A 25,777-nucleotide genomic window follows, 5' to 3' on the forward strand; every position below is an offset into this window, starting at 1 on the left:
CTCTCCCGGGCGCGGCGACCCTCAGGAGGTCGCCACCGCGAAGACGTGCAGGTCACCGCCCTGGGTCGACTCCGGCAGCGTCACGCTCACCAGGTGCGCGCCCGGGCGCAGCGGGATCGGGGCGGTGGCGAAGACATAGGTGTCCACCGGCTCGGTGGTGCCGCCCTCGACCGTCCGGTACGGGGTGTGCACCGCCTTCACATTCCCGTACGAGGGCTCCTCGCTGCCGCCGCCGAGGGTCCAGTCGCTGAAGCCGAACTCGGCCTTCTCGGTGCTGCCGTCCGCGTAGGTGAGGGTGAGGCTTCCGCTGCTCGGGCCGGAGGCGGCGCTGCCGAGCAGCCCGAGCCGGGTGGCACCGGCGGATCCGGCCGAGAGGTCCAACACCTGGTCACCGCCGCCCACTTGGACGTTGTCCGGCGAACCGGCTTTCACCCGAGGCCAGTTGAAGTCGAAGCCCCCGGCCGTGACCTTCCCGCCGGGCACCGCGCCCGCCTCGGCGAGGGCCTTGGCCGAGTAACTCCAGCCTCCGCCGTCGAAGTTGCCGGTGGGCTCGGTGTCGTCGGCGGAGATGCCGGTGTTGTTGACCAGCCAGCTGAGGGTGCCGCGCTGACCGACCGTCACCGAGAGCCAGGCCTTCGGGACGGTGCCGCCCTGCGCCGAGGACACCGTCAACGGCACCCTGTAGAGCCCAGGTTGAGTGCCCGCCGCCGCGGTGACCGAAAGCTTCGCGTCGGCACTCCCCCGCTTCGGCACGGTCAGGGCACCCCGGCTCGGGGACACCCGGATCCCCTCCGGCGGCTTCGCGGACCAGCGGACCGGGACCCGCCGGTCGCGCAGCGTGGAGACCTCCAGGGCGGCCCGTACCGAGGTGCCGGGCTCGGCCTTGACCTGGTCGGGCACAGTCCCGGCGAAGAACGGCGACTCCCCGGTACGGAAGGAGGGCGGCGCGTCCTGCGGGTCGCTGCCCCAGGAGGTGTCGGGGCTGCCGCCGAGGGTGTAGTCCAGGGTGCCGCCGCGCTCCACGAAGGAGGCCGGGACCCAAGGCCGGTCGGAGGAACGGCCGTTGACCTCGACGCCGTGGATGTAGATGTTCTCCCGGGAGGCCCCCGGAGCCCGGACGGTGATCTTCTTGCCGCCTCCGGTGTGCACGACCGCCCGCGGGAACACGGGGCTGGAGAGCACCAGGTCGGCGCGGCTGGGGACCTGCGGGTACATCCCGAGCGCCGAGAAGACGTACCAGGCGGACATGGTGCCCGCGTCGTCGTTGCCGGGGATGCCGCCCGGGCCGGTGGTCCACAGCTGGTCCAGCTCCGCGCGGACGGTCTCCTGGGTCTTGTAGGGGGCGCCCAAGTAGTCGTAGAGATAAGGGGCGTTGATATCGGGTTCATTGGTGGGGTCGTAGCGCGTGGGGTCCTCGGCGGAGAAGTCGAAGGCCCCGTCCGGGGTGCGGAAGAAGGCGTCGAGGCGTTCGACGGCGCGCTGCCTGCCGCCCATGGCCTGCGCGAGACCGGCGACATCCGAGTAGACCATCCAGGAGTAGCGCGCGCTGGTGCCCTCCACGAAGCCCTGCTCGGTGGCCGGGTCGAAGGACGCGCCCGCCCAGGAGCCGTCCGCCTTGCGGTCGCGCATATAGCCACCCTCGGGGGTGGCGTGCGGGTCGAAGACCTTGGTCCAGTTCCCGGCCCGCTTCAGGAAGGTCCGCCGGGTGGCGAAGTCACCGGTCTCTCCTGCGAGTTCGGCGAGGGCGAAGTCCGCGGCGCTGTCCTCCAGGGTCTCGGCCGCGCCGCCCCAGCAGTGGCAGTCGTCGGCGGGGACGTAGCCGTTCGCCAAGTACTTGTCCAGGGACGGGCGTTGACCGACGCACTCGACATTGCAGCCCGCGTCGCTGGAGTCGTTGGCGGTGGGCACCGTGGCCTCGTGCACCAGCGAGGAGAGGGCGCCCTTCACATCGAAGTCCCGCGCGCCGAAGGCGTACATCCCGGCGAGCGCGGGCGCCGAGGGATCCCCGCTCATCACGCTGGTCTTGCCGTGCTGCAGCAGCCAGCGGTCCCACTCGCCGCCGCGCTGCCGGGCGTAGTGGAAGAGCGACTGCGCATAGTCGCTCGCGGCCTTCGGCTGGAGCAGCGCGAGCAACTGCACCTGGCTGCGGTACTGGTCCCAGCCGGAGAAGGTGCCGTACTGGGCGTGCTGACCCTTCGTCAGGCGGTGGGTGCGGCCGTCGGCGCCCCGGTACCGGCCGCCCGCGTCGCTGGTGAGGGTCGGCTCCAGCATCGCGTGGTAGAGCGCGGTGTAGAAGGTGGTGCGCTGCTCGCGGGTGCCGCCGCCGACCTGGACCCGGCCGAGGGCCCGCCGCCACTGCTCCCGGGCGGCCGACCGCACCGCACCGAAGCTCCGCGAACTCGGGTTCTCCGCACGGAGGTTGGCCTCGGCACCCGCCGCGCTGACGTAGGAGATCGCGACCCGGGCCCGTACCTGCCGGGTGCCTTCCGGGAAGGTGACGTACGCGCCCGAGCCCTTGCCCGCGACCGGCTTGCCGTTCTCGTCGAAGCCGGTGCCGCCGCGCGCCGCGTCGGTGCCGGGGCGCAGCTTCTCGTCCTGCCAGGTACCGGAGGCGGCGAAGGGCCGGTCGAAGCGGACGGTGAAGTGCAGGGTGTAGAGCGCCTTGCGGTTGTTGGCACTCTGCGGCCCGCAGAAGTTGCCCGCGTCCACGGAGCCGGTCACGGTACGGCGCCCGGCGTCCACCTTCACCTGTGAACCGGTGCTGCCCGTCTCGGAGTTGGAGGTACGGAAGAGCATGCTCGCGGGCTTGTCCCCGGGGAAGCCGAAGCGTCCCGAGCCGGTACGGGCGGTGGTGGTCAGCTCCGCGCTCGCCCCGCTGTCCAGGCCCACCTTGTAGTACCCGGCGGCCGCCTTCTCGTTCCGGTGCGAGAAGGTGCTCGCGTAGACCTCGTCCTTGGTGTCCGCGCTCGGCGAGGAGGTCACCTCCCCCACGTGCGGCATGATCGGGATGTCCCCATTGGCCCCCGAACACCCCACCCCGCTCAGGTGCGTGAGGCTGAAGCCGCGGATCCGCGTCGCGTCGTACTGGTACCCGCCGGGCGCGGGCGTCGCCACCTGACTCCCCTTCGAGTTCTGCGGACTCCAGGCCAGCATCCCGAAGGGGACCACGGCACCGGGGTAGGTGTTGCCGAGGTTCGCGCTGCCGATCAGGGGGTCCACGTACGGGACGGGGTCGGCGGTCAGCTTCTCGGCCGCCGGGGCCGAGGGGGTCGCCGCGGTGGCCGCCGGGGCGGTGAGTCCGGCGGCTGCGAGGGCGGTGACTGCCGCCGCCAGGGCGGTGAGGGCCAGGCGCCGGCGGGGGCGGCCGGGCGGGGCGGGGGACGTGTCCGGCCTGGTGGATCTGTACGACACCATTGCTGCCCTTCCTGCGTACGGGTGGGGGGCGGGGCGGTGAACTGTCCGACCGTTGCGCGCACTCGACCAGACAACGTTGTCAGAATCTGCCGGTAGATGCTTCTGGGCGCGGGCGGGGCTGTCAAGGGTTTGGACGGGGGTCCGCCCGACGCCGGGGCCGCCCGACGCCGGGGCCGCCCGCCCACAGCGCCGGGCGGCCCCCGCCACCTGCCTCCCGAGCTCAGCCCGTGGCGGCCGCCGTTGCCCGGTGGAGGGTGTCGACGATGCGGTCGATCTGGGCCGCGTTCACGATCAGCGGTGGGGCGACGGCGAGGACCGGGCCCTCGCTGCGGACGATCACCCCGGCGCGCAGACAGCCCAGCATCACCTGGGTGGCGCGGTCGAAGGTGTCGAACTCGATGCCCGCGAAGAGGCCGACGCCGCGGACGTCGCTGACGCCCTCCAGGTCCTTGAGGCGGTCGGCGAGGCCGCCGCAGAGGCGTTCGCCCATGGCGGCGGCGTGCTCGATCAGGCCCTCCTCCTCGATGGTCTCCAGGACGGCCAGCGAGACCGCCGCGCCCAGGGCGTGACCGCTGGTGGTGTGGCCGTGCCGCAGGCCGCCGAGCATCGGGTCGGCGGCGAAGGCCTCGGCGATCTCCGCGGTGGTCGTGACGGCGGCGAAGGGCACGTATCCGGCGGCGAGTCCCTTGCCCAGGGTGAGCAGGTCGGGGCGGATGCCCTCGCGGCGGTGCGCGAACCACTCGCCGGTGCGGCCGAAGCCGGTGGTCACCTCGTCGACGACGAGCAGGACCCCGTGCCGGTCGCAGATCTCCCGGACGGCGCGCAGATACCCGGCGGGCAGCGGGCGGATGCCGCCGACGCCGAGGACCGGCTCCACGAAGAAGGCGGCGACGTTCTCCGCGCCCTGAGCGAGGATCGCCTCCTCCAGGGCCTCCGCGCCCGGCCGGACATCGCCCTGGTCGCGCACGGTCGAGCCGGGGGTGGGCACCCGTACGAAGCCCTCGGGCAGCGGGCCGCAGCCCGTCCAGGCGAGCGGGGAGCCGGACATCGCGGCGGCGGCGAGGGTGGTGCCGTGGTAGCTGTCGGCGAGCGAGAGCACCGTGGTGCGCTGCGGCTGACCGCGCAGCGCGTGGTACATCCGCACGATGCGGATGGCCGCCTCGGTGGCCTCCGAACCGGAGTTGCAGAACAGGGTGCGCACGCCCGGCTCGCCGAGCAGTTCGGCCAGCCGGGCCGCGAGCCGCACCGCGGGCTCGTTGGACGAGCCGAGCAGGGCGTACGTCATGAGCTTGCCGGCCTGCTCGGTCAGGGCGGCGACCACCCGCGGGTGGCGGTAGCCGAGCGTGGCGTTGAACTGGCCGCTGCGCCCGTCCAGATAGGTGTTGCCGTGCGAGTCGGTGACCTCGACCCCGCTGCCCTCGACCAGCATCAGCTGGTCGCCGATGCCGTACGGGGTCCAGGGGTGCAGCAGGTGGCGGCGGTCGAGCTCGGCCAGTTCCTCTCCGGCGGGGCGCGGCGCGGTGGTTCCGGGCGGGGTGTCGGTCATCGGCGGACTCCAGACGGGAAGCGGTCGGGGCGGGTGGCGGCGGGGGCTACCAGCGCACGGCGGCAGCGGCGGCGAAGTCACCGGCGTGCGCGAAGCCGGAGAGCACGACGAGGTCGCCCTTGCGGACGCTCCCCTCGTCGCGGGCGTGGGTCAGCGTCACCGGGATGCCCGCGCCGAAGAGGTTGCCGTAGCGGTCGAAGGTGTCGGGGTGGCGTTCCGGCTTGAGGCCCAGCTCCTGGTGCCAGTTGCTGAGGAACATCCGGTTCGGCTGGTTGGTGACGAGGAGGTCGATGTCGGTGGTGGGGGTGCCGAGGCGCTCGCACAGCTCCCTGGTCACCTGCGGGACGAGCTGGTTGCCCCGCGCGACGATCTGCTTGACCTTGCTGTCGGTGAAGCCGATGTCGATCTCGCCCTCGCCGGGCTCCCAGTACTTGCGGGTGTCCGCGGACAGGCTCATGTCGTTGGCGTACTCGACCCCGTGGTGGGTCACCACGTCCAGGATGGGCGACTCGTCGCCCGCCTTGAGGTAGCCGACGCCGCAGCCGTCGCCGGGGACCGGGGCGTGCTTGCGGCCGCGGACGCCCGGCCGGGCGAAGACCTGGCCGGCCATGTTCTGCACACAGCAGATCAGGGCGGTGCGGGCCTGGCCCGAGGCGATGAGGGCGCGGCCGATCTTCATCAGGTGGACGAAGGCGGCGCAGCCGCTGTTGTGCACGTCGATGATCCACTCGGGCACCGGGTCGAGCCCGAGCCGGGCCGCGATGTCGGCGCCCGCCCCGGTGAACGCCCGGTCCGGCAGGGCGACATTGGTGAGCAGCACGTCCAGCGGCCCGTCGCCCCGCGCGCGGCGGCGCTCCAGGAGCCCTTGGGCCGCCGCCACCGCCATGTCGGTGGCGCTCTCCTCGGGGGCGGCGTGCCGCCGGGCGAGCGGCGGTCCGAACATCGCGCCCTCGGAGTCCGGCGCGGTCCCGCCCGTGTAGAACTCGGTGCCGACGCTGCGCTCGGGCAGGTAGCTGTCCACGTCGACCAGGCTGACCGGGATCATGCGGCGGCCTCCGGACCGGGGGCGATCGCGACGGGAAGGCCCCGGCTGCTGCGGTACTCCAGGATGCGCTTGAGGTTCTCCAGCTCGATGCGGTGGCCTGCGTAGAAGAGGGGCCACAGGTCGCCGACCCAGATCCGCTCCGGGTCCGGGGACAGCTCGGGGTAGGGGTTCTTGTCGTAGTTGGGGTGGTGGCAGTTGGTCCACAGGACCACCGAGCCCGGCTTGCCGAGCACCTGCTCGGCGGGGACGATCCGGAACAGGTAGATCATCCAGAGTTCCTCGCCCTGGTCCCAGGCGCAGTGGTAGTCCAGCGTCAGCGCCTCGCGGTTGGGCTTGAGCCGCATGTAGATCCTGGTGTTCTCGGCCAGGGTGTCCCAGCCGACGAAGAGGCCCGGCTCACCCGCGGGTTCGAAGGCGCGGGTGCTGACGGAGTACTCGTCCAGGCTGTTGATGTCCGAAAGGTAGTCGAAGACGTCCTCGGGCGGGCAGTCGATGTACTGCTGGATGGTGCAGTAGTCCCCGTACACCTCCTCGTGCGGGTACGCGGTGCGGGTCATCCCGGTGGCCTGCGCGAGGATGTCCGGCACGCTGTTCGTCTCGCACCGGACGAGCCCGGGGATGTCAGCCAACTGGTGTGACGCGGTCGTCATCATGTGCTCCTGAAGGGGTGGCGCGGTCGTCGATCAGCTTGAGGAACGGCAGGAACGGCGGCAGTTCGTCGGGGTCGGCCTCGACGCAGACCAGGGCGGGGCCGGTGCGCTCGTTCGCGGCGAGCAGGGCGCGGCGCAGTTCCTCGGCCGTGGTCGCGGTGGCGGTGCGCAGCGAGGGGAACATCGCGCCCGCTCCGGCCGCGAGGTCGGCGGGCCGGAAGGTGTTGTACGAGTAGTCGGCCTCGTAGAGCAGTTGCTCCCGGGTCACGCACATCGCGTGCGCGTTGTTGTTGAACACCACGAAGGTGACGGGCAGTTGGTGTTCGACGGCGGTGTGCAGCTCCATGCCGTGCGCGTAGAAGCCGCCGTCGCCGGAGAGCACGTAGGCGCGCCTTCCGGTGCCGAAGGCGGCGCCGATCCCGGCGCCGAAGCTGTGCCCCATGCCGCCCATGCCGAGGGCGAGGACGAACTGGCCCTCGGGCGGCACGCTCAGGTGGTGGATCACCGCCGAGCTGGCGTTCCCGGCGTCGGAGACCACGGTGGCGCCGTCCGGGAGCGCGGACTCGATGGCCCGCACCGCGTCGTCGAGGCGCACCCCGGGGGAGTCGGGGCGCGGCGCCACCAGGTACTCCGGTCCGCCGGGCGGCGGCGTCCCGGCCCCGCGGGCGGGCAGCGCAGCCAAGGCCTCGGCGGCGGCGCGCAGTTCGGTGCGCAGGTCGCCGTCGACATGGACCACCGGTGCGTCCGCGCGGGGCGGCCCGGTGTAGGGGGGTTCGGGGTCGAAGCAGACCAGGGGGGTGGCGTCGAGGGCCGCTTCGAGTCCGGCCCGCGCCATCACCGGCAGCCGGGTGCCCACCAGGACGCACAGGCTCGCCCGCTCCAACTGCCGCCGCACCGTGGGGTGTCCGATGGTTCCGGCGACGCCCGCGTACCGGGGGTCGCCGTTGTCGAAGGCGTCCTTGGCCTCCGGGGTCACGGCCACCGAGGCCCCGAGGAGCCGGGCCAGTTCGGCGAGTTCGGCCCGGGCGCCGCCGCGGCCGACGCCGTCCCCGGCGATCACCAGGACCTCGGCGCCGCTCGCGGCGGCGCCGGTGAGCATCCGCGCCGCGGCCGCCCGGTTGCCCGCCGCCGCGGCCGGTCCGTCCGGCTCGGCCAACAGCTGGTCGAGGGGCGGCAGTTGCTCGACGGTGGCCTGCTGCACGTCCTTGGGCAGCAGCAGTACGGCCGGTCCCCGGCAGGGGCCGCGGGTCGCGGCGACGGCCTCGGCGAGCAGCTTGCCGATGTCCGCCGGGTCGTCGACCCGGGCGCAGAAGCGGCTGAGGGGGGTGAAGAGGTCGACCGCGTCGAAGGTGCCGGCGAGGCCGCTGGAGTCCTGGAAGGCGCCGCGGCCCTCCAGGGAGCGGGGCGGCTGGCCGACGAGGGCGAGGGTGGGGATGCGCGCGGCGTACGCCTCCGCGAGGCCCGGGACCAGGTTCATCGCGCCGGCGCCCGAGGTGGCCATGGCCACGCCGAGCCGGCCGGAGGTGCGGTGGTAGCCCTCGGCCATGGTGGCGGCGGAGAACTCGTGTTTGGCGACGACCGCCGTGACGCGCCCGCCGGAGAGGTGGGCGGCGTCGTAGAGATCCTCGATGTTCGCGCCGCCCACTCCGAAGACGTGGTCGGTTCCCTGGGCGGCCAGGGAGGAGATGACGTAATCGGCGACGCGTGGGGGACCTTTTCGCATGACGTCTCCCTTGAGGCTCCGGAGACCGGGCCCGTAAACGTACTGTGCTATTCCTTCCGGTGTTTCTCGGAAAGAGCCGGACATCGCGCCGGAGCGCCGCGGAAGACAGCGGGAAGCAGTCCTCGGCGGCGGGCCCGGCGGTGCCCAACCTAGCCCGGGAGAGGGGCGCCCAAATGGTCCGGGGCGACCGGTCTGCAAGTTTCACTAGTGTTCCCCGCGGCCCCGCTCCACCGGGAACCGGCGCCCGGCAGCGGGCCCCGTCGAGGGCTTCCGGCCGGTCACGGGCGGCCGGAGGCAGGGGCAGCGGCACGGCGGCGGGCAGCGCCGCGGCGCGCGCTCCCCGTGCGGGGCACCCGGCCGCCGGTCACGAACTGTTCCCTTTCCCGTACGCATCGGCACGGTTATCCCGATTCCCCCGACATCCGCCGGGCCGATTCCCCGGACACCCGCCGGGCCGATTCCCCTGAAACCGGCGGGCCCTATTCCCGAGCCGTCTGCCGAAGGGCGGCCCTTCCCCGTCCGGTGAATGGAGAAGGGCCGCCCTTCCTCATTCTCCGGACGCGGCCGAGGAATTCACGGACGCACCGAAGCCGCCTTGCTCCCGCCCCGGACGCACCACCGGGGAAAAACGTACGGGCCATGCGTGACCGTCGTCCGCACTTCCCGCCCCCCCGCATTCCGTGGCGGGGCGCGAGCGGTGCGGGGATGCGCGGGGTGCGCCGGGGTGCGCCGGGATGCGCGGGAGCCGGGTCCGCCCGGAGGCCGCGGGCACCGCGGCCCCGGGACGGATACGGGGACGGCCGCGGCCGGACTACTCCCCCGCGTCCAGGAGGAGTTCGGCGAGCCCCTGCCGGGTGGCCGCGAGGATCACCCGGTCCTGGGGGCGCAGTACGTACCCGGCGGGCGGGTCCCACAGCAGCCGGGGCTCGCGGGCGGTGCCGTGCGGGGTCTCGGTGCGGGACGGGGCCTCCTCGGCCTCGGTGTCCAGGGCGAGGACCCGCCAGACGCCGGGCCGGAAGACCTGGCCGACGGTGCGCTCGCTGAGCTGGTGGTGCGCACCGGCCTGGAGGTCGGCGAAGAGCAGTACGCGGCGCTCCACCGGCATGGCGCCCAGGATCTGACGGCCCATCATGGCGCTGGCGAAGGCGGGCGCGGCCAGGGTGGTCACGCTGCGGCTGCGGGTCAGGCCCTCGGGGTGGGCGGCGCGCAGGGTGCGGTAGACGGCGGTGGCGAAGCGGTCGTCGTACAGGCGCAGGGCGACCTTGAGGTCGGGCTTGACCCCGCGGGCGTAGAGGACGGCTTCGAGGTTGGTGGTGTCGGAGCTGGTCAGGGCGAGCAGGGCGGCGGCGCGGTGCACCTTCGCCGCCTCCAGTACGCCCTCCTCGGTGACGTCGCCGAGCACGGTGGGCACCCGCAGCCTGCGGGCCAGCGGCACCCCGCGCGCCTCGGGGTCCTCCTCCACGCAGACCACCGGGATGTCGAGTTCGCGCAGCCGTTGGAGCACCCGGCTGCCGATCTTGCCGAGGCCGAGCAGCACGACATGGCCGGAGAGTCCGCGCGGCGGGCGGCGCAGCGCGTAGGCGGTGCGGAAGGTGCCGAGCCCCTCCAGGACCGCGGCGACCAGCACCGGCAGCAGGAGCAGTCCGACGAAGCCGGAGAGGAGTTGCAGGATCTGGCGGCTGACCGGTTCGCCGTCCGCGGGGTCGCCGATGGCGAGCAGGTCGAGCAGGGACAAGTAGGCGGCGTGCAGGGGGTGTTCGCCGGTGGTGAGCCAGCCCGCGACGCCGAGGGCGACGACCAGGAGGAGGATCGCGGCGAGCGACCAGTTCAGGCGCCGGGAGAGCAGCGAGGAGATCGGGGCGGCCAGGCTCACCAGGCGCTGCGGGCGGGAGCGGCGGGCGGCCGGGGCGGCGACGGTGTCCAGGACCACGGCGGCCCGCCCGCGCGCCCGGGCCACCGTCTCCTCGTCCGGCAGCAGCAGCGGGCCCTCGGTGCCGCTGCTGTCGGAGCCCTCGCTGCCCGCGGGGTCGCCCGCCGTGGAGGAGAGCAGGGCCAGGGTGCACAGGCCCTGCCCGGCGCTCTCGTCCTGGTCGGCGGGGGTGCGTTCGACGGCGCGCAGCAGCAGCCCGTCCGCCTGGACGATCTTGCGGGTGCCGGCGACGGCGGTGGCCGCGAGCGCCGGGGCGGCGGTGTCGGCGTCGGAGAGCACGGTGGTGGTGGCGTCCAGGGCCTCGGCGTCCAGGCTCGGGTCGCCGAGCACGGCGGCCTGGTCGAGGACCTCCTCCAGATGGCTGCCGAGCTTGCGGTTGTACATGCGGATGACCAGGCGCAGCCGGGGGTTGAGGCGGCGGGCGCGCAGCGCGGTGTGGATGTTCAGCTCGTCGTCCTCGAAGACCAGCGCCAGCGCGCTCGCCTCCTCCACGCCGAGCCGTACCAGGAGGGCGTCGTCCACGGTGGGCGCCACCAGGACCTGCGCCTCGGCACTGGGCACCGGCCGGGCCGCCCCGCGCTGCCCGCCGCCCTGCCGCGGTACGCCCTCACGGCTGCCGGGGCCGCCCTGCGACTCGTGCCCCGAGGCGTCCGCCGGGCCTGAACTCCCCTGTCCCGCCTGGCCGTTCGCCGGTGCGGCGGTGCCGCGGGCCATCGCCGTCGTCATCCGGCCGAGCAGCGCCGCCGCCCGGCCCGCCGCGCCGCCGCCCGCGAATCCGCGTTCGCGCGCGCCCTCGCCGGGCAGCGCGGTGTCGGTGGCGACGACGACGGTGGTCCGTACCCGGTAGACCTCGGCCAGCTCGGTGCCGAGCCGGTGCGCGAGCGCGTCGTCCCCGCAGACGATCATCCCGGGCGCCTCGGGCGGCGGCTGCGGGCGGAAGGCCGTCCGCCCCCACTCGGAGGCCGTCCGGGCACGCTCGGAGGCCGCCCGCCCGCGTTCGGATGCCGTGCGTCCTCGCTCGGAAGCCATGCGTCCTCTCCTGGTACGGGGCCGTACGGGTCCCCTGAACCTACCTTCCGGGAGCGGGAGTTGATCGGCCCCGGCGCACACGCGGGCGGCGAGTCGGCGGCGCCGGCGGCACTCAACCGCCCGTGAGGATCACGAGTCGGCCGGTCGCCCGGGTCATCGCCACATAGCGGTCGACCGCGCCCTCGATGCCCTCGCCGAACTTCTCCGGGTCGACCAGGACGACGAGGTCGAACTCAAGTCCCTTCGCCAGTACGGGAGTCAGCGAGCGCACCCGGTCGCCTCCGCGGAAGCCGGGGTCGCCGATGACGCAGGCGGTGCCCTCGGGGTGCGCGGCGAGCCAGGTGCCGAGGACGGTGTCCCGTTCCGCGAGGGAGCCGCGCACGACGGGGACGCCGCCGCTGCGGATCGAGGTGGGCACATTGGCGTCCGGGAGCACGGCGCGGATGACCGGCTCGGCCTCCGCCATGATCTCCTCCGGGGTGCGGTAGTTGACGCTCAGCGAGGTCAGGCCGATCCGGTCGAAGCCGACCCGGGCCAGGCGTTCCTGCCAGGTCTCGGTGAAGCCGTGCCGGGCCTGGGCGCGGTCCCCGACGATGGTGAAGCTCCGGGAGGGGCAGCGCAGCAGCAGCATCTGCCACTCGGCGTCGGTGAGTTCCTGCGCCTCGTCCACCACGATGTGCGCGAACGGCCCGGCGAGCGGCTCCGGTTCGGCCCCGGGCAGCCCGCTCTCGTCGACCAGGGTGTCCTGGAGGTCCTGCCCGAGCAGCATGGTCACCGCGCCCTCGCCGTCGGCGTCGGCCGCGACCGCGTCGCTGATGACATCGGCCATCCGCGCGCGCTGCGCGGCGAGCGAGGCGCGCTGCCGCCGCCTGCGCACCGGCGCCTCGGGGTCGCCGAGCCGCTGCCGGGCCGCGTCCAGGAGCGGCAGGTCGGACACCGTCCAGGGCGCGCCCTCCGCGCGCCGCAGCCTGCGTACCTCCTCGGGTGCGAGCCAGGGCGCGCACATCCGCAGATAGGCGGGCACCGTCCACAGGTCCCCGACCAGGTCGGCCGGGTCGAGCAGCGGCCAGGCGCGGTGCAGGGCGGTCACCAACTCCCGGTGGTGGGTGAGGAATCGGTGCAGAAGCTCGGTCGGCACCTGCTCGTCATGACGGTCCGTCAGAATGGCGAGCAGTTCCTGCCAGACCTGGTCCTGCGCGTCATTGTGCGGGGTGCCCGCCTCGGCCGCCTCGAAGGCCGCGGCCCAGTCCTCGGGGCCGAGCCGGACCTCGGACCAGGGGGTGGTGACCGTCAGCACCTCGGTGGGCGGCTCCTCGTAGAACCGTACGGCCGTCTCGACGGCCCGCACCATGTCCGCGGCGGACTTCAGCCGGGCCACCTCCGGGTCGGACTCCTCCACCGCCTCGGCCCCCTGGGGCACCAGGTCCCGCAGGGTGCAGGTCCGCACGCCCTCCTCGCCGAGGCTGGGCAGCACATCGGCGACATAGCCCAGGTACGGCTGGTGCGGGCCGACGAAGAGCACTCCGCCGCGGCGGTGGCCGAGGCGGGGGTCGGCGTAGAGGAGATAGGCCGAGCGGTGCAGGGCGACCACGGTCTTGCCGGTGCCGGGGCCGCCGTCCACCACGAGGGCGCCCTGGGAACCGGCCCGGATGATGGCGTCCTGGTCGGCCTGGATGGTGCCGAGCACATCCCGCATCCGGGCCGAACGGTGGCTGCCCAGGCTGGCGATGAAGGCGGACTGGTCGTCGAGCGCGGCATGCCCGGCGAAGCCCTCGGCGGTGAAGACCTCGTCCCAGTAGTCGCTGATCCGGCCGCCGGTCCAGCGGTATCTGCGGCGGCTGGCGAGGCCCATCGGGCGGGCGTGGGTGGCCCCGAAGAAGGGCTCGGCGGCCGGGGAGCGCCAGTCCACCAGGAGCCGCCGGCCCGTGCTGTCCTTCAGGCCGAGCCGCCCCACGTACACCGGCTCGGAGCCGTCCGCCGCGACCATGTGCCCGAGGCACAGGTCGAGGCCGAAGCGGCGCAGCGCGCGCAGCCGTCCGTTGAGCCGGTGGACCTCCACGTCCCGGTCCATCGCCTGCCGCCCCGCGCCCCCGGGCGCCCTGAGCTCGGCGGCGAGCTGCTCGGACAGTTCGCCGATGGACTCCTCCAGGCAGGCCTCGACGGCCGCGAAGTGCTCCTCGTCACGGGCGATCAGCGCCGGATCGGCCTTGGCCGCGAGCCGCTCGGGAAGGTCGAAGGCGCTGGCACGACGGGCACTGGTAGAGGTGGTGGCGGCGCTGGGGCGGGGCGGGGGTTTCACTGGTACAGCTCCGATCTGGGGGCCGCGGGGGCCGGGGGTGTTTCACATGCGGGTGGGGCGGCGGGACTTGGCCGGTCCGCTCGCGGGTGCGGACTTCACGCAAGTGCAGCCATCGCGGCTGTACTTGACCGGTGTGGCGTCGTAAATGGCGCCGTGGCGGGAGGACTTGGCGGGGCATCTCCGGTGCAGTCAGGGCACGGCAGCCAGCTGGGAGCCGGGCCTTCAAGTCCGGCCATGGGATGCGGACTTGACCCGACGGCCGCAAGAGCACGCACCGTAGCGGGACTTGACGAGAGGAAGGTACGGGGCCGCCGCAGCGCGCGCCGGTGATGCCGCCGCACGCCTGGCAGCCCCCGCCCCCTCAAGTCGTCGTCTCCAGAAGCAACTTGGCCGCCACCTCTGCCCCGTCCGTACGGATCGCACCCGCCAGGGCGGCCGCGCGTTCCCCGGTCTCGGGAGCGAGGGCGACCCGGAGACCGGCCGACAGGGAGGCGTAGGTGGGTGTCGGCCCCTCGTGGGCCGCGCCGATGCCGAGGTCGGCGACCCGGCCGGCCCAGTAGGGCTGGTCCGCGGCCTGGGGGACGACGACCTGGGGCGCACCGGCCCGGGTGGCCGCGGTGGTGGTGCCCGCGCCGCCGTGGTGGACGACGGCGGCGACCCGGGGGAAGAGCGCCTGGTGGTTGGCCTCGCCGAGGACGAAGCAGTCCGCCCGGTCCTCGCTCAGGTCCAGGTCCGCCCAGCCGCGCCCGAGCAGCACCCGGCGGCCCTGCGCGCGGACCGCCTCGACGGCCGCCCCGGCGACCTCCGCGGCGGTGCCGAGCGGCATGCTGCCGAAGCCGACGTACACCGGCGGCTCCCCCGCGTCCAGGAAGGCCGTCAGCTCCTCCGGGAGCGGGCGCCGGTCCCGGGTGAGCCAGGCGCCGGTCTGGACGACGTCGAGGTCGGCCGGGAGCAGCCAGGGGTCGAGGACCGGGTCACTGGCCAGCCAGGGCCGCTCGCCGACGACGTAGTCCCGGACGTGCGCCACCGGCGGCAGCCCGAAGGACTCCCGGTTGGTGTTGAGCGCCTCGCCGAAGAGCAGGTCGATGGTCTCGGCGTCCAGCTCCCACAGCGCCTTGTTGCCGGTCACCTCCGGCGGGAGGGGCCGCCCCGGATAGGCCAGCGGCGGATGGTGCGGCGAGGGCAGGGTGAGCTGCTGGAAGGTCACCGAGACCGTGGGGACGCCCAGCTTCTCGGCCACCGAGAGCGCCCCGGCCGCGGCGGGCATCATGCCGGTCGCCATCAGCACGTCGGCGCCCTCGGCGGCCTCGGTGACCGCCTCGAACTGCCCGGCGATCAGCGCGGCCGCCCGCTCGGGCAGCCCGGCGGGCCCCGGTTTCGCCACGGTCAGCGCCCGCGCCGAGGGCCCGACCGGCACCAGCGGGGCGCCCGCCTCGGCCAGCCGCGCGGCGAAGACCTCGTCCGGCGGCGCGCACACCCGCACCTCCGCGCCCCGCTCCCGCAGCCGCGCCGCGAGCGCCACCAGTGGCTCCACATCTCCGCGCGACCCATAGGTCGACAGCACCACACGCACTTCGCACTCCCGTTTCCGCAGGTCCTGGCTTCGGCCGGCAATTCTGCGGGACACTGGGGGCCTTGCCGCAAGCCCCCCAGTGCGCTATACGTTGAGAGTGGCAAGGAGTGGGTCTCCTCCTTTCGCCGCCCTTTCTCCCCCCTCCCCGCCTGGGCTCCGGCTTGCCCTCGGCTCACCCCGGACTTCCTCCCGGCTTGCCCTCGGCTTGCACTCGACTTGCTCTGTGCGACCCGGGGGCAGCCGACCCGCCGAACCCCCGCTCAGGCCGCCCGTACCGCCGCCAACTGCTCGGCGAACGGGACCACTGGGAAGCCCTGCACGGCCTCCGCGCCGGTTTCCCGCTCCGGAGCGGTGCCGCCGGAGGCCGCCGTGCTCGGCGCCGACTCCCGTACCAGCAGGGCGAGTTCGCGGCCCGCCCGGTCGATGCGCTCCGCCAGGCCGTCGGCGCCCCAGTCCTGCGAGGCCGCGTAGACGCCGGTCGGCGCCACCACGGCCCGCAGGTGGGCGAAGAGCGGCCGCAGGGCGTGCTCGACCACAAGGGAGTGGCGCGGGGTGCCGCCGGTGGCGCCGATGAGCACCGGCTTGCCGGTGAGCGCGTCCGGGTCGAGCACGTCGAAGAAGGACTTGAACAGCCCGCTGTACGAGGCCGAGAAGACCGGGGTCACCGCGATGATCCCGTCGGCCGAGGCCACCTTGCCGAGCGCCGCGCCCAGTTCGGGCCCGGGGAAGCCGGTGAGCAGGTGGTGTGCGAGCGGCACGGCGAGGTCGCGCAGTTCGACGGCCTCCACCTCGACGGGGGCGGTGCCGTCCGGCCCGGTCCCCGCCGCGCGGCGCACCGCCTCGGCGAGCCGGTCGCCGAGCAGCCGGGTCGAGGAGGGCGAGCCGAGCCCGCCCGAGACCACGACAATCCTGGTCATGTGTTCTCCACCTCCGACTTCACGTTCCCGTCCGCGGACGCCTCCGCGCCCCCGGACGCCTGCCCGCTCCCGGACGTCTCCGGCTCCCCGGCCGCCCGCTCCGCACGCGCCCGCAGCAGCGAGGCGTGGGTCGGCGCCTCCGGCACCCCGGCGGGCCGGTCCTTGGCGAACTCCTTGCGCAGGACGGGGACGACCTCCTCGCCGAGCAGGTCGATCTGCTCCAGGACGGTCTTCAGGGGCAGCCCCGCGTGGTCCACCAGGAACAGCTGCCGCTGGTAGTCGCCCGCGTAGTCGCGGAAGGAGAGCGTCTTCTCGATGACCTGCTCCGGCGAACCGACCGTGAGCGGGGTCTGCGCCGAGAAGTCCTCCAGGGAGGGGCCGCCGCCGTAGACCGGTGCCCGGTCGAAGTAGGGCCTGAACTCCCGTACCGCTTCCTGGGAGTTGCGGCGCATGAAGACCTGGCCGCCCAGTCCGACGACGGCCTGCTCGGGGGTGCCGTGCCCGTAGTGGGCATAGCGCTCCCGGTAGAGCCGGACCATCTGGGCGGTGTGCTCCTTGGGCCAGAAGATGTTGTTGTGGAAGAAGCCGTCGCCGTAGTACGCGGCCTGCTCCGCGATCTCCGGCGAGCGGATCGAGCCGTGCCAGACGAAGGGCGGCACCCCGTCCAGCGGGCGCGGCGTCGCGGTGAACGACTGGAGCGGCGTACGGAACTTGCCCTCCCAGGTGACCACGTCCTCGCGCCACAGCCGGTGCAGCAGGGCGTAGTTCTCCACCGCCAGGTGGATCCCGTCGCGGATGTCCTTGCCGAACCAGGGGTAGACCGGGCCGGTGTTGCCGCGGCCCATCATCACGTCGACGCGCCCCTCGGCGAGGTGCTGGAGCATCGCGAAGTCCTCGGCGATCTTCACCGGGTCGTTCGTGGTGATCAGCGTGGTCGAGGTGGACAGGATCAGGTTCTCGGTGCGGGCCGCGATCCAGCCGAGCATGGTGGTGGGCGAGGACGGCACGAAGGGCGGGTTGTGGTGCTCACCGGTCGCGAAGACGTCCAGCCCGGCCTCCTCGGCCTTCTGCGCGATGGTGACCATGGCCTTGATGCGTTCGTGCTCGCTCGGCGTACGCCCGGCCACCGGGTCCGGTGTGACGTCGCCGACGCTGAAGATCCCGAACTGCATAACCGCTCACCCTCCAGGTTGTTGACGATTCAACTATACCCCTGGAACGGAGGCACCCCCACGACTATTCCTGCCGACCGGCCGCCACGGGGCCGGAACCGGAAAAGCGCCGGAACCGGTCCGCGCGACCAGCCCCGGCGCTCTCCCACCGCCCGGCGCGGACCGGCTCAGCCGCGGCTCCAGTGCGGGTCACGGCCGGTCTCGGCGAGCAGCTTGTCCCACTCGGTGGCGTTGGCGGGCGCCTGCACGGCCGGCCCGAAGGCGCCCATGCTGCGCCCGGTCGGCCCGATCGCCGCCATGGTCTCGCGCAGCTCCCGTACCACTCCGAGGCCGCCCGGATCCGGTACGTACCCCTGCTCGGTCGCCCGGGCCAGGTCCCAGCCGTGCACGGCGAGGTCGAGCAGCGCCATCCGGCCCACGGTCCCGGCGGGCATCTCCAGGGAACCGGTCGTGCCCTCCTCGGCGCCGGGCTCTGCCCAGGCCGCGACCAGCCCCTCGCACTCGCGCGCGAAGTGCTCCCGCCAGTCCGGCCGGACACCGGCGTTGCCGGGGGTGGTGCCGAAGTCGGAGTCCTCCTTGCGGGCCAGCAGCTGGAACTGCTCCGACATCTGGATGAGGTGGTCGGCGAGTCGGCGTACGTCGTAGTCGGGGCAGGGCGTGGGGCGGCCGAGGTCCTCGTCGGCGATCCCGTGCACCACCCGGACGCAGTGGTCCGCGGCGGCGGCGAGGTAGTCGGCGATGCCCCGGCTGGGGGCGGAGAAGGACGGCATCTTCGGCAGGTCGCTCATGCCGACGACGGTACGAGCAGCGGGCGCCCCAGCCCTGGACAAACGCGACCGGGACCGGCCCGACCGGCCCGCGGCACCCCCACGGCCCCACGGACGGGGCGGCCGGGGTCCCGCTACTTCGCGTGCCGCACCGCGTAGATCATCACGAAGGCGACGATATGGAGGCCGAACAGGAAGTAGGCGAGGGCCCACCAGGCGTACCGCTCGTTGTGCTTCTGGTGCGCGCGCCGCGTCTCCGCCTGCGCCTCGGGCTCGGGGGCGGCAGCGCCAGCGAGAGCGGAGGCGTCTGCGCGCGCGGGGGCATCGGCCGCCGGGTCCGGCTCCTCGTCCCCGGCCGGACCCGTGCCGCCGCCTCCCGTCCCGGTCACGGCGCTCACAGCTCCCGGTGGACCTTGCTGTTGGAGGCCTGGGCGCGGGGGCGGACCACGAGGAGGTCGATGTTGACGTGGGAGGGGCGGTCCACGGCCCAGGTGATCGTCTCGGCGACGTCCTCGGCGGTCAGCGGCGCCGCGACGCCCGCGTAGACCTTCTCGGCCTTCTCCTCGTCGCCGCCGAAGCGGGTCTTCGCGAACTCCTCGGTCTTCACCATCCCCGGCGCGACCTCGATCACCCGCACCGGCTGCCCGACGATCTCCAGGCGCAGCGTCTCGGCGAGGACGTGCTCGGCGTGCTTGGCGGCGACATAGCCCGCGCCGCCCTCGTAGGTGCCGTGCCCCGCGGTCGAGGTGAGGACGACCACGGTGCCGTCGCCGCTCGCGGTCAGGGCGGGCAGCAGGGCCTGGGTGACGTGCAGGGTGCCGAGCACATTGGTCTCGTACATCTGCCGCCACTGGGCGGGGTCGCCGGAGGCCACCGGGTCCGCGCCGAGGGCGCCGCCCGCGTTGTTGACCAGGACGTGGCAGGAGCCGAGCGAGCGGGCGAAGTCCTCGACGGCTCCACGGTCGGTGACATCGAGCGGCTGGGCCACGGCCTCGGCGCCGGACTCCCGCAACTCCGCGGCGAGCGCCTCGATACGGTCCTTGCGGCGCGCGGTCAGCACCACCCGGAACCCGGCCGCGGCCAGCTGCCGCGCCGTCGCCGCCCCGATCCCGCTGCTCGCGCCGGTCACCACGGCGGTACGGGCGGAATCCTGCGCGGCGGTCATACGGTGCTCCTCGTCCGGCGGGGCGCCCTCGCTCGTACGGGCGCGCGATCCGCACCCAGGATAGGCGGGCGGCACCGGCGGATCGGGGGCGCGGGGGCCGGGGTGCCGGTTCTCACAGTGACCGGGGCGCCGCCCTCCGCGCGGCCAGGCCCCCCGGGCGCCGCGCCTCGGGCCTCGGGTCCGCTCAACGCCCGCCGCGCGGCACGTACATGATCACGGCCATCCCGGCGAGGCAGATCAGCGCGCCGAGGACGTCCCAGCGGTCGGGGCGGTAGCCGTCGGCCGCCATCCCCCAGACCAGCGAACCGGCGACGAAGACCCCGCCGTACGCGGCGAGGATCCGCCCGAACTCCGCGTCCGGCTGGAGCGTGGCCACGAAACCGTAGAGCCCGAGCGCCACCACCCCGGCCCCGACCCACACCCAGCCCCGGCTCTCCCGCACGCCCTGCCACACCAGCCAGGCGCCCCCGATCTCGAAGAGCGCGGCGACGAGGAAGAGGACCACGGAACGCAGGATCGACATGGGGGCAGCTTTCCAGACGGGTCGCGGGGGGCCGGTCGGCACCGTGGGATCGGCGCCCTCCTCGGGTGCGGGGCGGCGTTCGGCGGGGGGGCGGCGTTCGGCGCGCGGGGGGCGTCGACTGGCGCCGGGCTGGCGCCTACGTGGCGCCACGCGGTGGCAGGTGACGCCATCCGGCACCACGGTGACGCCACACAGGCGCCATCCGGGATGCCACTCGAGGGTCACCACTCCTCCATCAGGCCGGACGCAAGTACCTCCGCATCACCTTGCGGCAACACCCCGCCCTTACAAAGCCCCAGTTCAGAGGGTCAATCGGCACCTATTCCCGCGCGGTCACCCCCACCCCGCCCCCCGAAGACACCATTCAGGCTTGCGCGTAGCGCCAAAGTGGTGCCACTATGACGCCATGGACCTCACGCCCTATGTCGACACTCTCCGCCGCGAACTCGCGGTGGCCGCCGAAGCCGGTGGGGACGAAGCCCGCGCCCTGGCCGAGCGGCTCACCGCCCCGCTGGAGTCGGCGACCCGCCTGACCATGCTCCATGTGCTCTCCGCCGCGATGGACGAGATCACCCGCGAGCTCGCCCCGGGCTCCGTCGACGTACGGCTGCGCGGTCTCGACCCCGACTTCGTGGTGACGCCGCCGCCCGCCGAGGGCGACACCACGGTGGCGGGCCCCGCGCCCGCCGCGGCGCAGCCGCCCGCCGAGGGCGAGGAGGGCGGCACCGCACGCGTCAACCTGCGCCTGCCCGCCCCCCTCAAGGCCCGCGCCGAGGAGGCCGCGAACCGCGAGGGGCTCTCGGTCAACTCCTGGCTGGTACGGGCGGTTTCGGCCGCGGTCGACGGCGGCACCCGGCCGCCCGCCCCGGAGAAGGCCCGCACGGTCGGCCAGAGCTTCACGGGCTGGGTGCGCTAGCCGCATCCCGCCGCGCCCGGCCAACTCCGCACCCGGACACCCCACTTCACTCGTGCCAGGTCAACTCGGAGCTCCAAGGCCCCAGTTCACCCCACCACGTCACCCACACCACGTCCCACCAGCGGGGACGCCCCGAAGAGCCCAGAGGACGGGACCGCCATGCCTGCTTTCGACACCCCCGAACCGATCTCGGTCACCGCCCATGTGGACGCCGGATCCCTCCAGTTCACCGCGAGCGACCGCGCCGACACCCTGGTCGAGGTGCGGCCCCGCGACCCGGAGCGGGACCCGGACGTACGGGCCGCCGAGCAGACCCACGTCACCTGTGCGGGCGGCGCCTTGCAGGTGCGGATGCCCAAGCCCGGGCTGTTCGGCCGCACCGGCACCGTCGACGTGGCGGTCGAACTGCCCGCCGGCTCAGGTGTCGAGGTGACCGGCGCCTGGGTCCAGGTGCTCGGCGAGGGGCGGCTCGGCGAGGTCCGCGCCAAGATCTCCTCCGGGGACGTCCGCCTCGACACCGCCGGCGCGGTACGGCTGAACGCCGCGCACGGCTCGATCACCGTGGAGCGGGTGGAGGGCGCGGCCGAGATCACCACCAGTTCCGGGAGCCTGCGCCTCGGCCTCGTCGAGGGCGCCGCCGAGCTGAAGAACTCGCACGGCACCACGCTCGTCGGCACCGCGCGGGGCGAGCTCCGGGTGCGCGGCGCCAACGGCGACATCGAGATCGGCCGCGCCGAGGACTCGGTCACCGCCACCACCGCCCACGGCACCCTGCGCATCGGTGAAGTGGCCCGCGGCACCGTCCAGTTGGAGACCTCCAACGGCACCATCGAGGTCGGCGTGCGCGAGGGCACGGCCGCCTGGCTGGACGTCAGCTCCGGTTCCGGGCAGGTGCGCAACACGCTCACCGCCGCCGGGAGCCCGGAGGAGAGCGAGGACACCGTCAAGATCCGCGCCCGCACCCGGCACGGCAACATCGACATCCGGCGCGCCAGGGCCTGAGTCCGCGCGGGGGACGCGGCCCGCGCCCGGTCCTGAGCCCCGCCCCGGCCGCCCGCCCCCTCTGAACGGCCACCCCGCTCCCCGCCCGGCGAGCCCGCCCCCACCCTCACGCACCCGTCGTCCCCCTCCCCCATCCACCCCAGCCTTCGAACGGAGGGCCCCATGCCTTCTTTTGTCATGCCCACATCCAGGAAGGGTGGCGGTGACCCGGCACCCGCCGCCCCCGCCGTCACCGCCACCGGTCTGTACAAGGCGTACGGCGAGAAGACCGTGCTCGACGGCGTCGATCTGCGCATCCCGGCCGGTTCGGTCTTCGCGCTGCTCGGCCCGAACGGCGCGGGCAAGACCACCACCGTGCAGATCCTGTCCACGCTGATCGCGGCCGACGGCGGCCGGGCCGAGGTCGCGGGCCACGACATCGACTCCGCCCCCGGCGCGGTACGCGCCGCCATCGGCGTCACCGGACAGTTCGCCGCCTTGGACGATCTGCTCACCGCCGAGGAGAACCTCCTCCTCATGGCCGACCTGCTGCGCCTCGGCAAGCGTGAAGGGCGGGCCCGCGCAAGGGAGTTGCTCACCCGCTTCGGCATCGCGGACGTGGCGCGGAAGCGGGCCGCGACCTTCTCCGGCGGGATGCGGCGGCGGCTCGACCTCGCCATGACGCTGGTCGGCGACCCCCGGGTGATCTTCCTGGACGAGCCGACCACCGGGCTCGACCCGCGCAGCCGCCGCACCATGTGGGAGACCGTGCGGGAGCTGGTCGCGGGCGGCACCACGGTCTTCCTCACCACCCAATACCTGGAGGAGGCCGACCAGTTGGCCGACCGGATCGCCGTGCTCGACGGCGGCCGGATCGTCGCCGAGGGCACCGCCGACGAGTTGAAGGCGCGGATCCCCGGCAGCCATGTGCGGCTGCGCTTCACCGACCCCGAGGAGTACGAGCGGGCCGCCGAGGTCTTCTCCGGCGCTGCCCGGGACGAGGAGAACCTCGCCCTGCGCGTGGCGGGCGACGGCGGGCTCGACGCCCTGCGCGCCCTGCTCGACCGGCTCGACGCGGCCGGGATCCGCGCCGACGGCTTCTCCGTGCACACCCCCGACCTCGACGACGTCTTCCTCACCCTGACCGGCCACGGCACCGCCGGGGCCGCCGCCGACGCCCCGCTCCACGTCAAGGAGACCCTCCGATGAGCAGCACCCTCGGCTACGCCGTGCAGGACTCGATGACCATGCTGCGGCGCAACCTCAAGCACGCGATCCGCTACCCGGCCGTGGGCCTCGGCAGCGCCCTGACCCCGATCCTGATGCTGCTGCTCTTCGTGTACGCCTTCGGTGACTCGATCGGCGCCGGGATGGGCGGCGACCGGGACGCCTACCTGGAGTACCTGACGCCCGGCATCCTCATCATGGGGGTCGCCTCCGGCTCGATGTCGACCTCCGTGGCGGTCTGCTCCGACATGACCGAGGGCATCATCAACCGCTTCCGCACCATGGACATCACCCGCTCCTCGTTCATGACGGGCCATGTGCTCGGCAGCGTCCTCGGCACCATGGTCTGCCTCGTGCTGGTGGTGGGCTTCGCGCTCGCCCTCGGCTTCCGGTCCTCGGCGAGCCCGCTGGAGTGGCTGGCGGCGGCCGGACTGCTCACCGCCATCGCCTTCGCGGTGACCTGGCTGTCGGTGCCGCTCGGCATGATCTCCCAGACCGTGGAGTCCGCGAGCAACAAGCCGCTCCTGGTGCAGTTCCTGCCGTTCCTCGGCTCCGCCTTCGTACCCGCCGGGTCGATGTCGCCGGGCCTCAGCTGGTTCGCCGGGAACCAGCCGTTCACCCCGATGACCGAGACCCTGCGCGGACTGCTGACCGGCTCCGAGATCGGCGCCGACGGCTGGATCTCGCTCGCCTGGTGCGCCGGGATCACGCTGATCGGCTACCTCTGGTCCCGCTCCCTCTTCCGCACCACCACCAAGCGCTGAGCCACCACCGGGGCCCGCCTCCGGCCCGCCCCCCCCACGCACACGGAACCCCTCGCGGAAGCCTCCCGCGAGGGGTCCCCGTCGTACACGAGGCGTTCGTATACGAGGTGTTCGTGCCGTACGAGGTCCTCGTGCCGTACGAGGAGCCATCGCCCCCCGGCGCCTCAGAGGCGCTCGGGGGTCCGGATGCCGAGGAGGGCCATTCCCTGGTGGAGGGTCCGGGCGGTGGCCTCCACGAGGAAGAGGCGGTTCTCGACCTGGGCCGGGCTCTCCGCCTTCAGGACCGGGCACTTGTCGTAGAAGGTGGTGAGCAGCGAGGCCAGTTGGTAGAGGTACGCGGTCAGCTTGTGCGGGGCGTACTCGGCGGCGGCCTCGGCCACGGTCTCCGCGAAGGCGTCGGCGTGCAGCCCGAGGGCCCGCTCGGCGGGGGCGAGGGCCAGCTCCGGGTGGGCCGCGCCCCGCGTCTCGCCCGCCCGGCGCAGGATCGACTGGATCCGGGCGTAGGCGTACTGGAGGTACACGCTGGTGTCGCCGTTGAGCGAGACCATCTGGTCCAGGTCGAACTTGTAGTCCCGGTTGGCGGAGGTGGACAGGTCCGCGTACTTCACCGCGCCGATGCCGACCTGGGCGCCCCGCTCGGCGATCTCCTCCTCGGAGAGCCGCTCGCCCTCGGGGAGCCCCTCGGCCTTCTCCCGTACGACCGCGCTGGCCCGCTCGACGGCCTCGTCGAGGAGGTCGACGAGGCGTACCGTCTCGCCCTCCCGGGTCTTGAAGGGCTTGCCGTCCTTGCCGAGGACCGTGCCGAAGGCCAGCTGCTGGGCCTTGACCTCGTCGTTCAGCCAGCCCGCCCGCCGCGCGGTCTCGAAGACCATCTTGAAGTGCAGGGACTGCCGGGCGTCGACCACGTAGAGCAGGGTCGAGGCCTTGAGGTCGAAGACCCGGTTGCGGATCGCGGAGAGGTCGGTGGCCGCGTAGCCGTAGCCGCCGTCGGACTTGCGCACGATCAGCGGGACCGGGTTGCCGTCCGGGCCCTTGACGTCGTCGAAGAAGACGCAGAGGGCGCCCTCGGAGACCACCGCGACGCCGGACTCCTCCAGGAGGCGGCAGGTCTCGTCGAGCATGTCGTTGTAGCCGGACTCGCCGACGATGTCCGCGTCCTCGATGACCATGTCGAGCTTGTCGAAGACGGAGTAGAAGTAGACCTTCGACTCGTCGACGAACTTCTGCCAGACGGCCAGCGTCCCGGGGTCCCCGGCCTGGAGGTCGACGACCTTGCGCCGGGCCCGGTCCTTGAACTCCGGGTCGGCGTCGAAGAGGGCGCGGGCCGCCTTGTAGAGCCGGTCCAGGTTGGACATGGCCTCCTCGCCGGAGGCGGTGGTGTCCCCGGCGGTCCCGGCGGAGTGGTCCAGCTCGTGCGGGTGCTCGATCAGGTACTGGATGAGCATGCCGAACTGGGTGCCCCAGTCGCCGATGTGGTGCCGGGGCACCACGCTCTCGCCGGTGAACCGCAGGATCTGGGCGACCGCGTCGCCGATGACCGCCGAGCGCAGATGGCCGACGTGCATCTCCTTGGCGACGTTCGGCTGGGCGTAGTCGATGACCGTGGTGCCCGCCTCCGGGGACAGCGGCACACCGAGCCGCCCCTCGGGGTCCGCGAGCCGGGCGGCGAGGTTCTCGGTGATCGCCCGGTCGGTGACGGTGAGGTTGAGGAAGCCCGGCCCGGAGACCTCGGCCTCCGCGATCACGGTGCCCTTGTCCAGGCCGTCGAGGACCTGCCCGGCCAGCTCCCGCGGGTTGGCCTTCGCCTTCTTGGCCAGCGCGAGGATGCCGTTGGCCTGGAAGTCGGCCCGGTCGCTGCGTCGCAGCAGCGGGTCGGCGGCGCCGGCTTCCGGCAGGGCAGCCGAAAGCGCGTCCGCGAGACGCTGGTGGACCGAAGCGGTGAGCGACGTGACCGAGGCCATGGAAGGGAAGCCGTTCTCCTGGAGGATATGGACAGACACAGTCAGTATCCCACGGGGTGTAAAACGGTTTTACGCTCGCGCGCGCCCCGCGCCCGCCCGTACGGGAGGGGCTTCACCCCCCGCCGCGCACCCGGGCGAAAGTGGTTTTCGCGCTCGGCGCCCGTGCTGGGACAAT

The 25,777-nt window shown here is 73.5% G+C and carries 19 protein-coding genes; 4 read left to right on the forward strand and 15 right to left on the reverse strand.

Annotation, left to right across the window (positions count from 1 at the left end; translation table 11 throughout):
- Window positions 1-21: 21 nt before the first annotated feature.
- The 14 genes from MID12_RS11900 to MID12_RS11965 form a co-directional block, all read right to left on the reverse strand.
- The gene (locus MID12_RS11900; RefSeq protein ID WP_263166808.1) at window positions 22-3,414 is read right to left on the reverse strand and encodes a GH92 family glycosyl hydrolase; all 3,393 of its coding nucleotides are present in this window, start codon (window positions 3,412-3,414) and stop codon (window positions 22-24) included.
- A gap of 220 nt (window positions 3,415-3,634) precedes the next feature.
- Window positions 3,635-4,960, reverse strand: coding sequence for an aspartate aminotransferase family protein (locus tag MID12_RS11905; RefSeq protein WP_263166810.1), 1,326 nt, complete (start codon window positions 4,958-4,960; stop codon window positions 3,635-3,637).
- Window positions 4,961-5,006: 46 nt separating this feature from the next.
- The gene (locus MID12_RS11910; RefSeq protein WP_040249762.1) at window positions 5,007-6,005 is read right to left on the reverse strand and encodes a 3-oxoacyl-ACP synthase III family protein; all 999 of its coding nucleotides are present in this window, start codon (window positions 6,003-6,005) and stop codon (window positions 5,007-5,009) included.
- Window positions 6,002-6,655: an SRPBCC family protein gene (locus MID12_RS11915; RefSeq protein WP_263166813.1), complete on the reverse strand. Its 654-nt coding sequence runs from the start codon at window positions 6,653-6,655 to the stop codon at window positions 6,002-6,004. The genes MID12_RS11910 and MID12_RS11915 overlap by 4 nt, the downstream gene beginning before the upstream one ends.
- Entirely contained in the window at window positions 6,627-8,378 is a 1,752-nt protein-coding gene (locus tag MID12_RS11920) for a thiamine pyrophosphate-binding protein (protein WP_263166815.1), read from the reverse strand. The genes MID12_RS11915 and MID12_RS11920 overlap by 29 nt, the downstream gene beginning before the upstream one ends.
- An 811-nt stretch (window positions 8,379-9,189) precedes the next feature.
- A complete protein-coding gene (locus tag MID12_RS11925; protein ID WP_411577057.1) occupies window positions 9,190-11,214 on the reverse strand; it encodes an NAD-binding protein in 2,025 nt (674 codons plus the stop codon).
- A 235-nt stretch (window positions 11,215-11,449) separates the two neighbouring features.
- Window positions 11,450-13,636 carry an RNA polymerase recycling motor ATPase HelR gene (gene helR / locus MID12_RS11930; protein WP_263166819.1) on the reverse strand — a complete coding sequence of 729 codons (2,187 nt, stop codon included), beginning with the start codon at window positions 13,634-13,636 and terminating at the stop codon, window positions 11,450-11,452.
- Window positions 13,637-13,997: 361 nt separating this feature from the next.
- Window positions 13,998-15,203, reverse strand: a complete 1,206-nt coding sequence (locus MID12_RS11935) for a glycosyltransferase (RefSeq protein ID WP_263173093.1) — start codon at window positions 15,201-15,203, stop codon at window positions 13,998-14,000.
- Between the two features lie 266 nt (window positions 15,204-15,469).
- Complete coding sequence (locus tag MID12_RS11940; protein WP_040249768.1) at window positions 15,470-16,126, reverse strand: FMN reductase; 657 nt, start codon at window positions 16,124-16,126, stop codon at window positions 15,470-15,472.
- On the reverse strand, window positions 16,123-17,298 hold the full coding sequence (locus MID12_RS11945) for an LLM class flavin-dependent oxidoreductase (RefSeq protein WP_263166821.1): 1,176 nt from the start codon (window positions 17,296-17,298) through the stop codon (window positions 16,123-16,125). Before MID12_RS11945 ends, MID12_RS11940 begins: the two co-directional genes overlap by 4 nt.
- 167 nt (window positions 17,299-17,465) lie before the next feature.
- On the reverse strand, window positions 17,466-18,086 hold the full coding sequence (locus tag MID12_RS11950; RefSeq protein WP_237282717.1) for a TIGR03086 family metal-binding protein: 621 nt from the start codon (window positions 18,084-18,086) through the stop codon (window positions 17,466-17,468).
- A 113-nt stretch (window positions 18,087-18,199) separates the two neighbouring features.
- Window positions 18,200-18,454: a hypothetical protein gene (locus tag MID12_RS11955; RefSeq protein ID WP_263166824.1), complete on the reverse strand. Its 255-nt coding sequence runs from the start codon at window positions 18,452-18,454 to the stop codon at window positions 18,200-18,202.
- 5 nt (window positions 18,455-18,459) lie between these two features.
- Window positions 18,460-19,230: an SDR family NAD(P)-dependent oxidoreductase gene (locus MID12_RS11960; RefSeq protein ID WP_040249776.1), complete on the reverse strand. Its 771-nt coding sequence runs from the start codon at window positions 19,228-19,230 to the stop codon at window positions 18,460-18,462.
- A 184-nt stretch (window positions 19,231-19,414) separates the two neighbouring features.
- Window positions 19,415-19,753: a YnfA family protein gene (locus MID12_RS11965; RefSeq protein WP_040249779.1), complete on the reverse strand. Its 339-nt coding sequence runs from the start codon at window positions 19,751-19,753 to the stop codon at window positions 19,415-19,417.
- A gap of 406 nt (window positions 19,754-20,159) precedes the next feature.
- On the opposite strand from MID12_RS11965, the gene MID12_RS11970 reads away from it, so the two are divergent.
- The 4 genes from MID12_RS11970 to MID12_RS11985 all read left to right on the forward strand — a co-directional run bounded on the left by MID12_RS11970 (window position 20,160) and on the right by MID12_RS11985 (window position 23,641).
- Window positions 20,160-20,669, forward strand: a complete 510-nt coding sequence (locus tag MID12_RS11970) for a hypothetical protein (protein ID WP_040249784.1) — start codon at window positions 20,160-20,162, stop codon at window positions 20,667-20,669.
- A 159-nt stretch (window positions 20,670-20,828) separates the two neighbouring features.
- On the forward strand, window positions 20,829-21,671 hold the full coding sequence (locus MID12_RS11975; protein WP_263166827.1) for a DUF4097 family beta strand repeat-containing protein: 843 nt from the start codon (window positions 20,829-20,831) through the stop codon (window positions 21,669-21,671).
- Between the two features lie 177 nt (window positions 21,672-21,848).
- Window positions 21,849-22,859, forward strand: coding sequence for an ATP-binding cassette domain-containing protein (locus tag MID12_RS11980; protein ID WP_263166829.1), 1,011 nt, complete (start codon window positions 21,849-21,851; stop codon window positions 22,857-22,859).
- Window positions 22,856-23,641: an ABC transporter permease gene (locus tag MID12_RS11985; protein WP_040249794.1), complete on the forward strand. Its 786-nt coding sequence runs from the start codon at window positions 22,856-22,858 to the stop codon at window positions 23,639-23,641. Before MID12_RS11980 ends, MID12_RS11985 begins: the two co-directional genes overlap by 4 nt.
- Before the next feature lie 164 nt (window positions 23,642-23,805).
- Here the strand turns inward: MID12_RS11985 and argS are convergent, their stop codons facing one another.
- A complete protein-coding gene (gene argS, locus MID12_RS11990; RefSeq protein ID WP_263166832.1) occupies window positions 23,806-25,602 on the reverse strand; it encodes an arginine--tRNA ligase in 1,797 nt (598 codons plus the stop codon).
- Window positions 25,603-25,777: the final 175 nt, after the last annotated feature.

Origin of the sequence: Streptomyces sp. SCSIO ZS0520, assembly GCF_025643355.1 — a bacterium.
Taxonomy (GTDB): Bacteria; Actinomycetota; Actinomycetes; order Streptomycetales; family Streptomycetaceae; genus Streptomyces; species Streptomyces physcomitrii.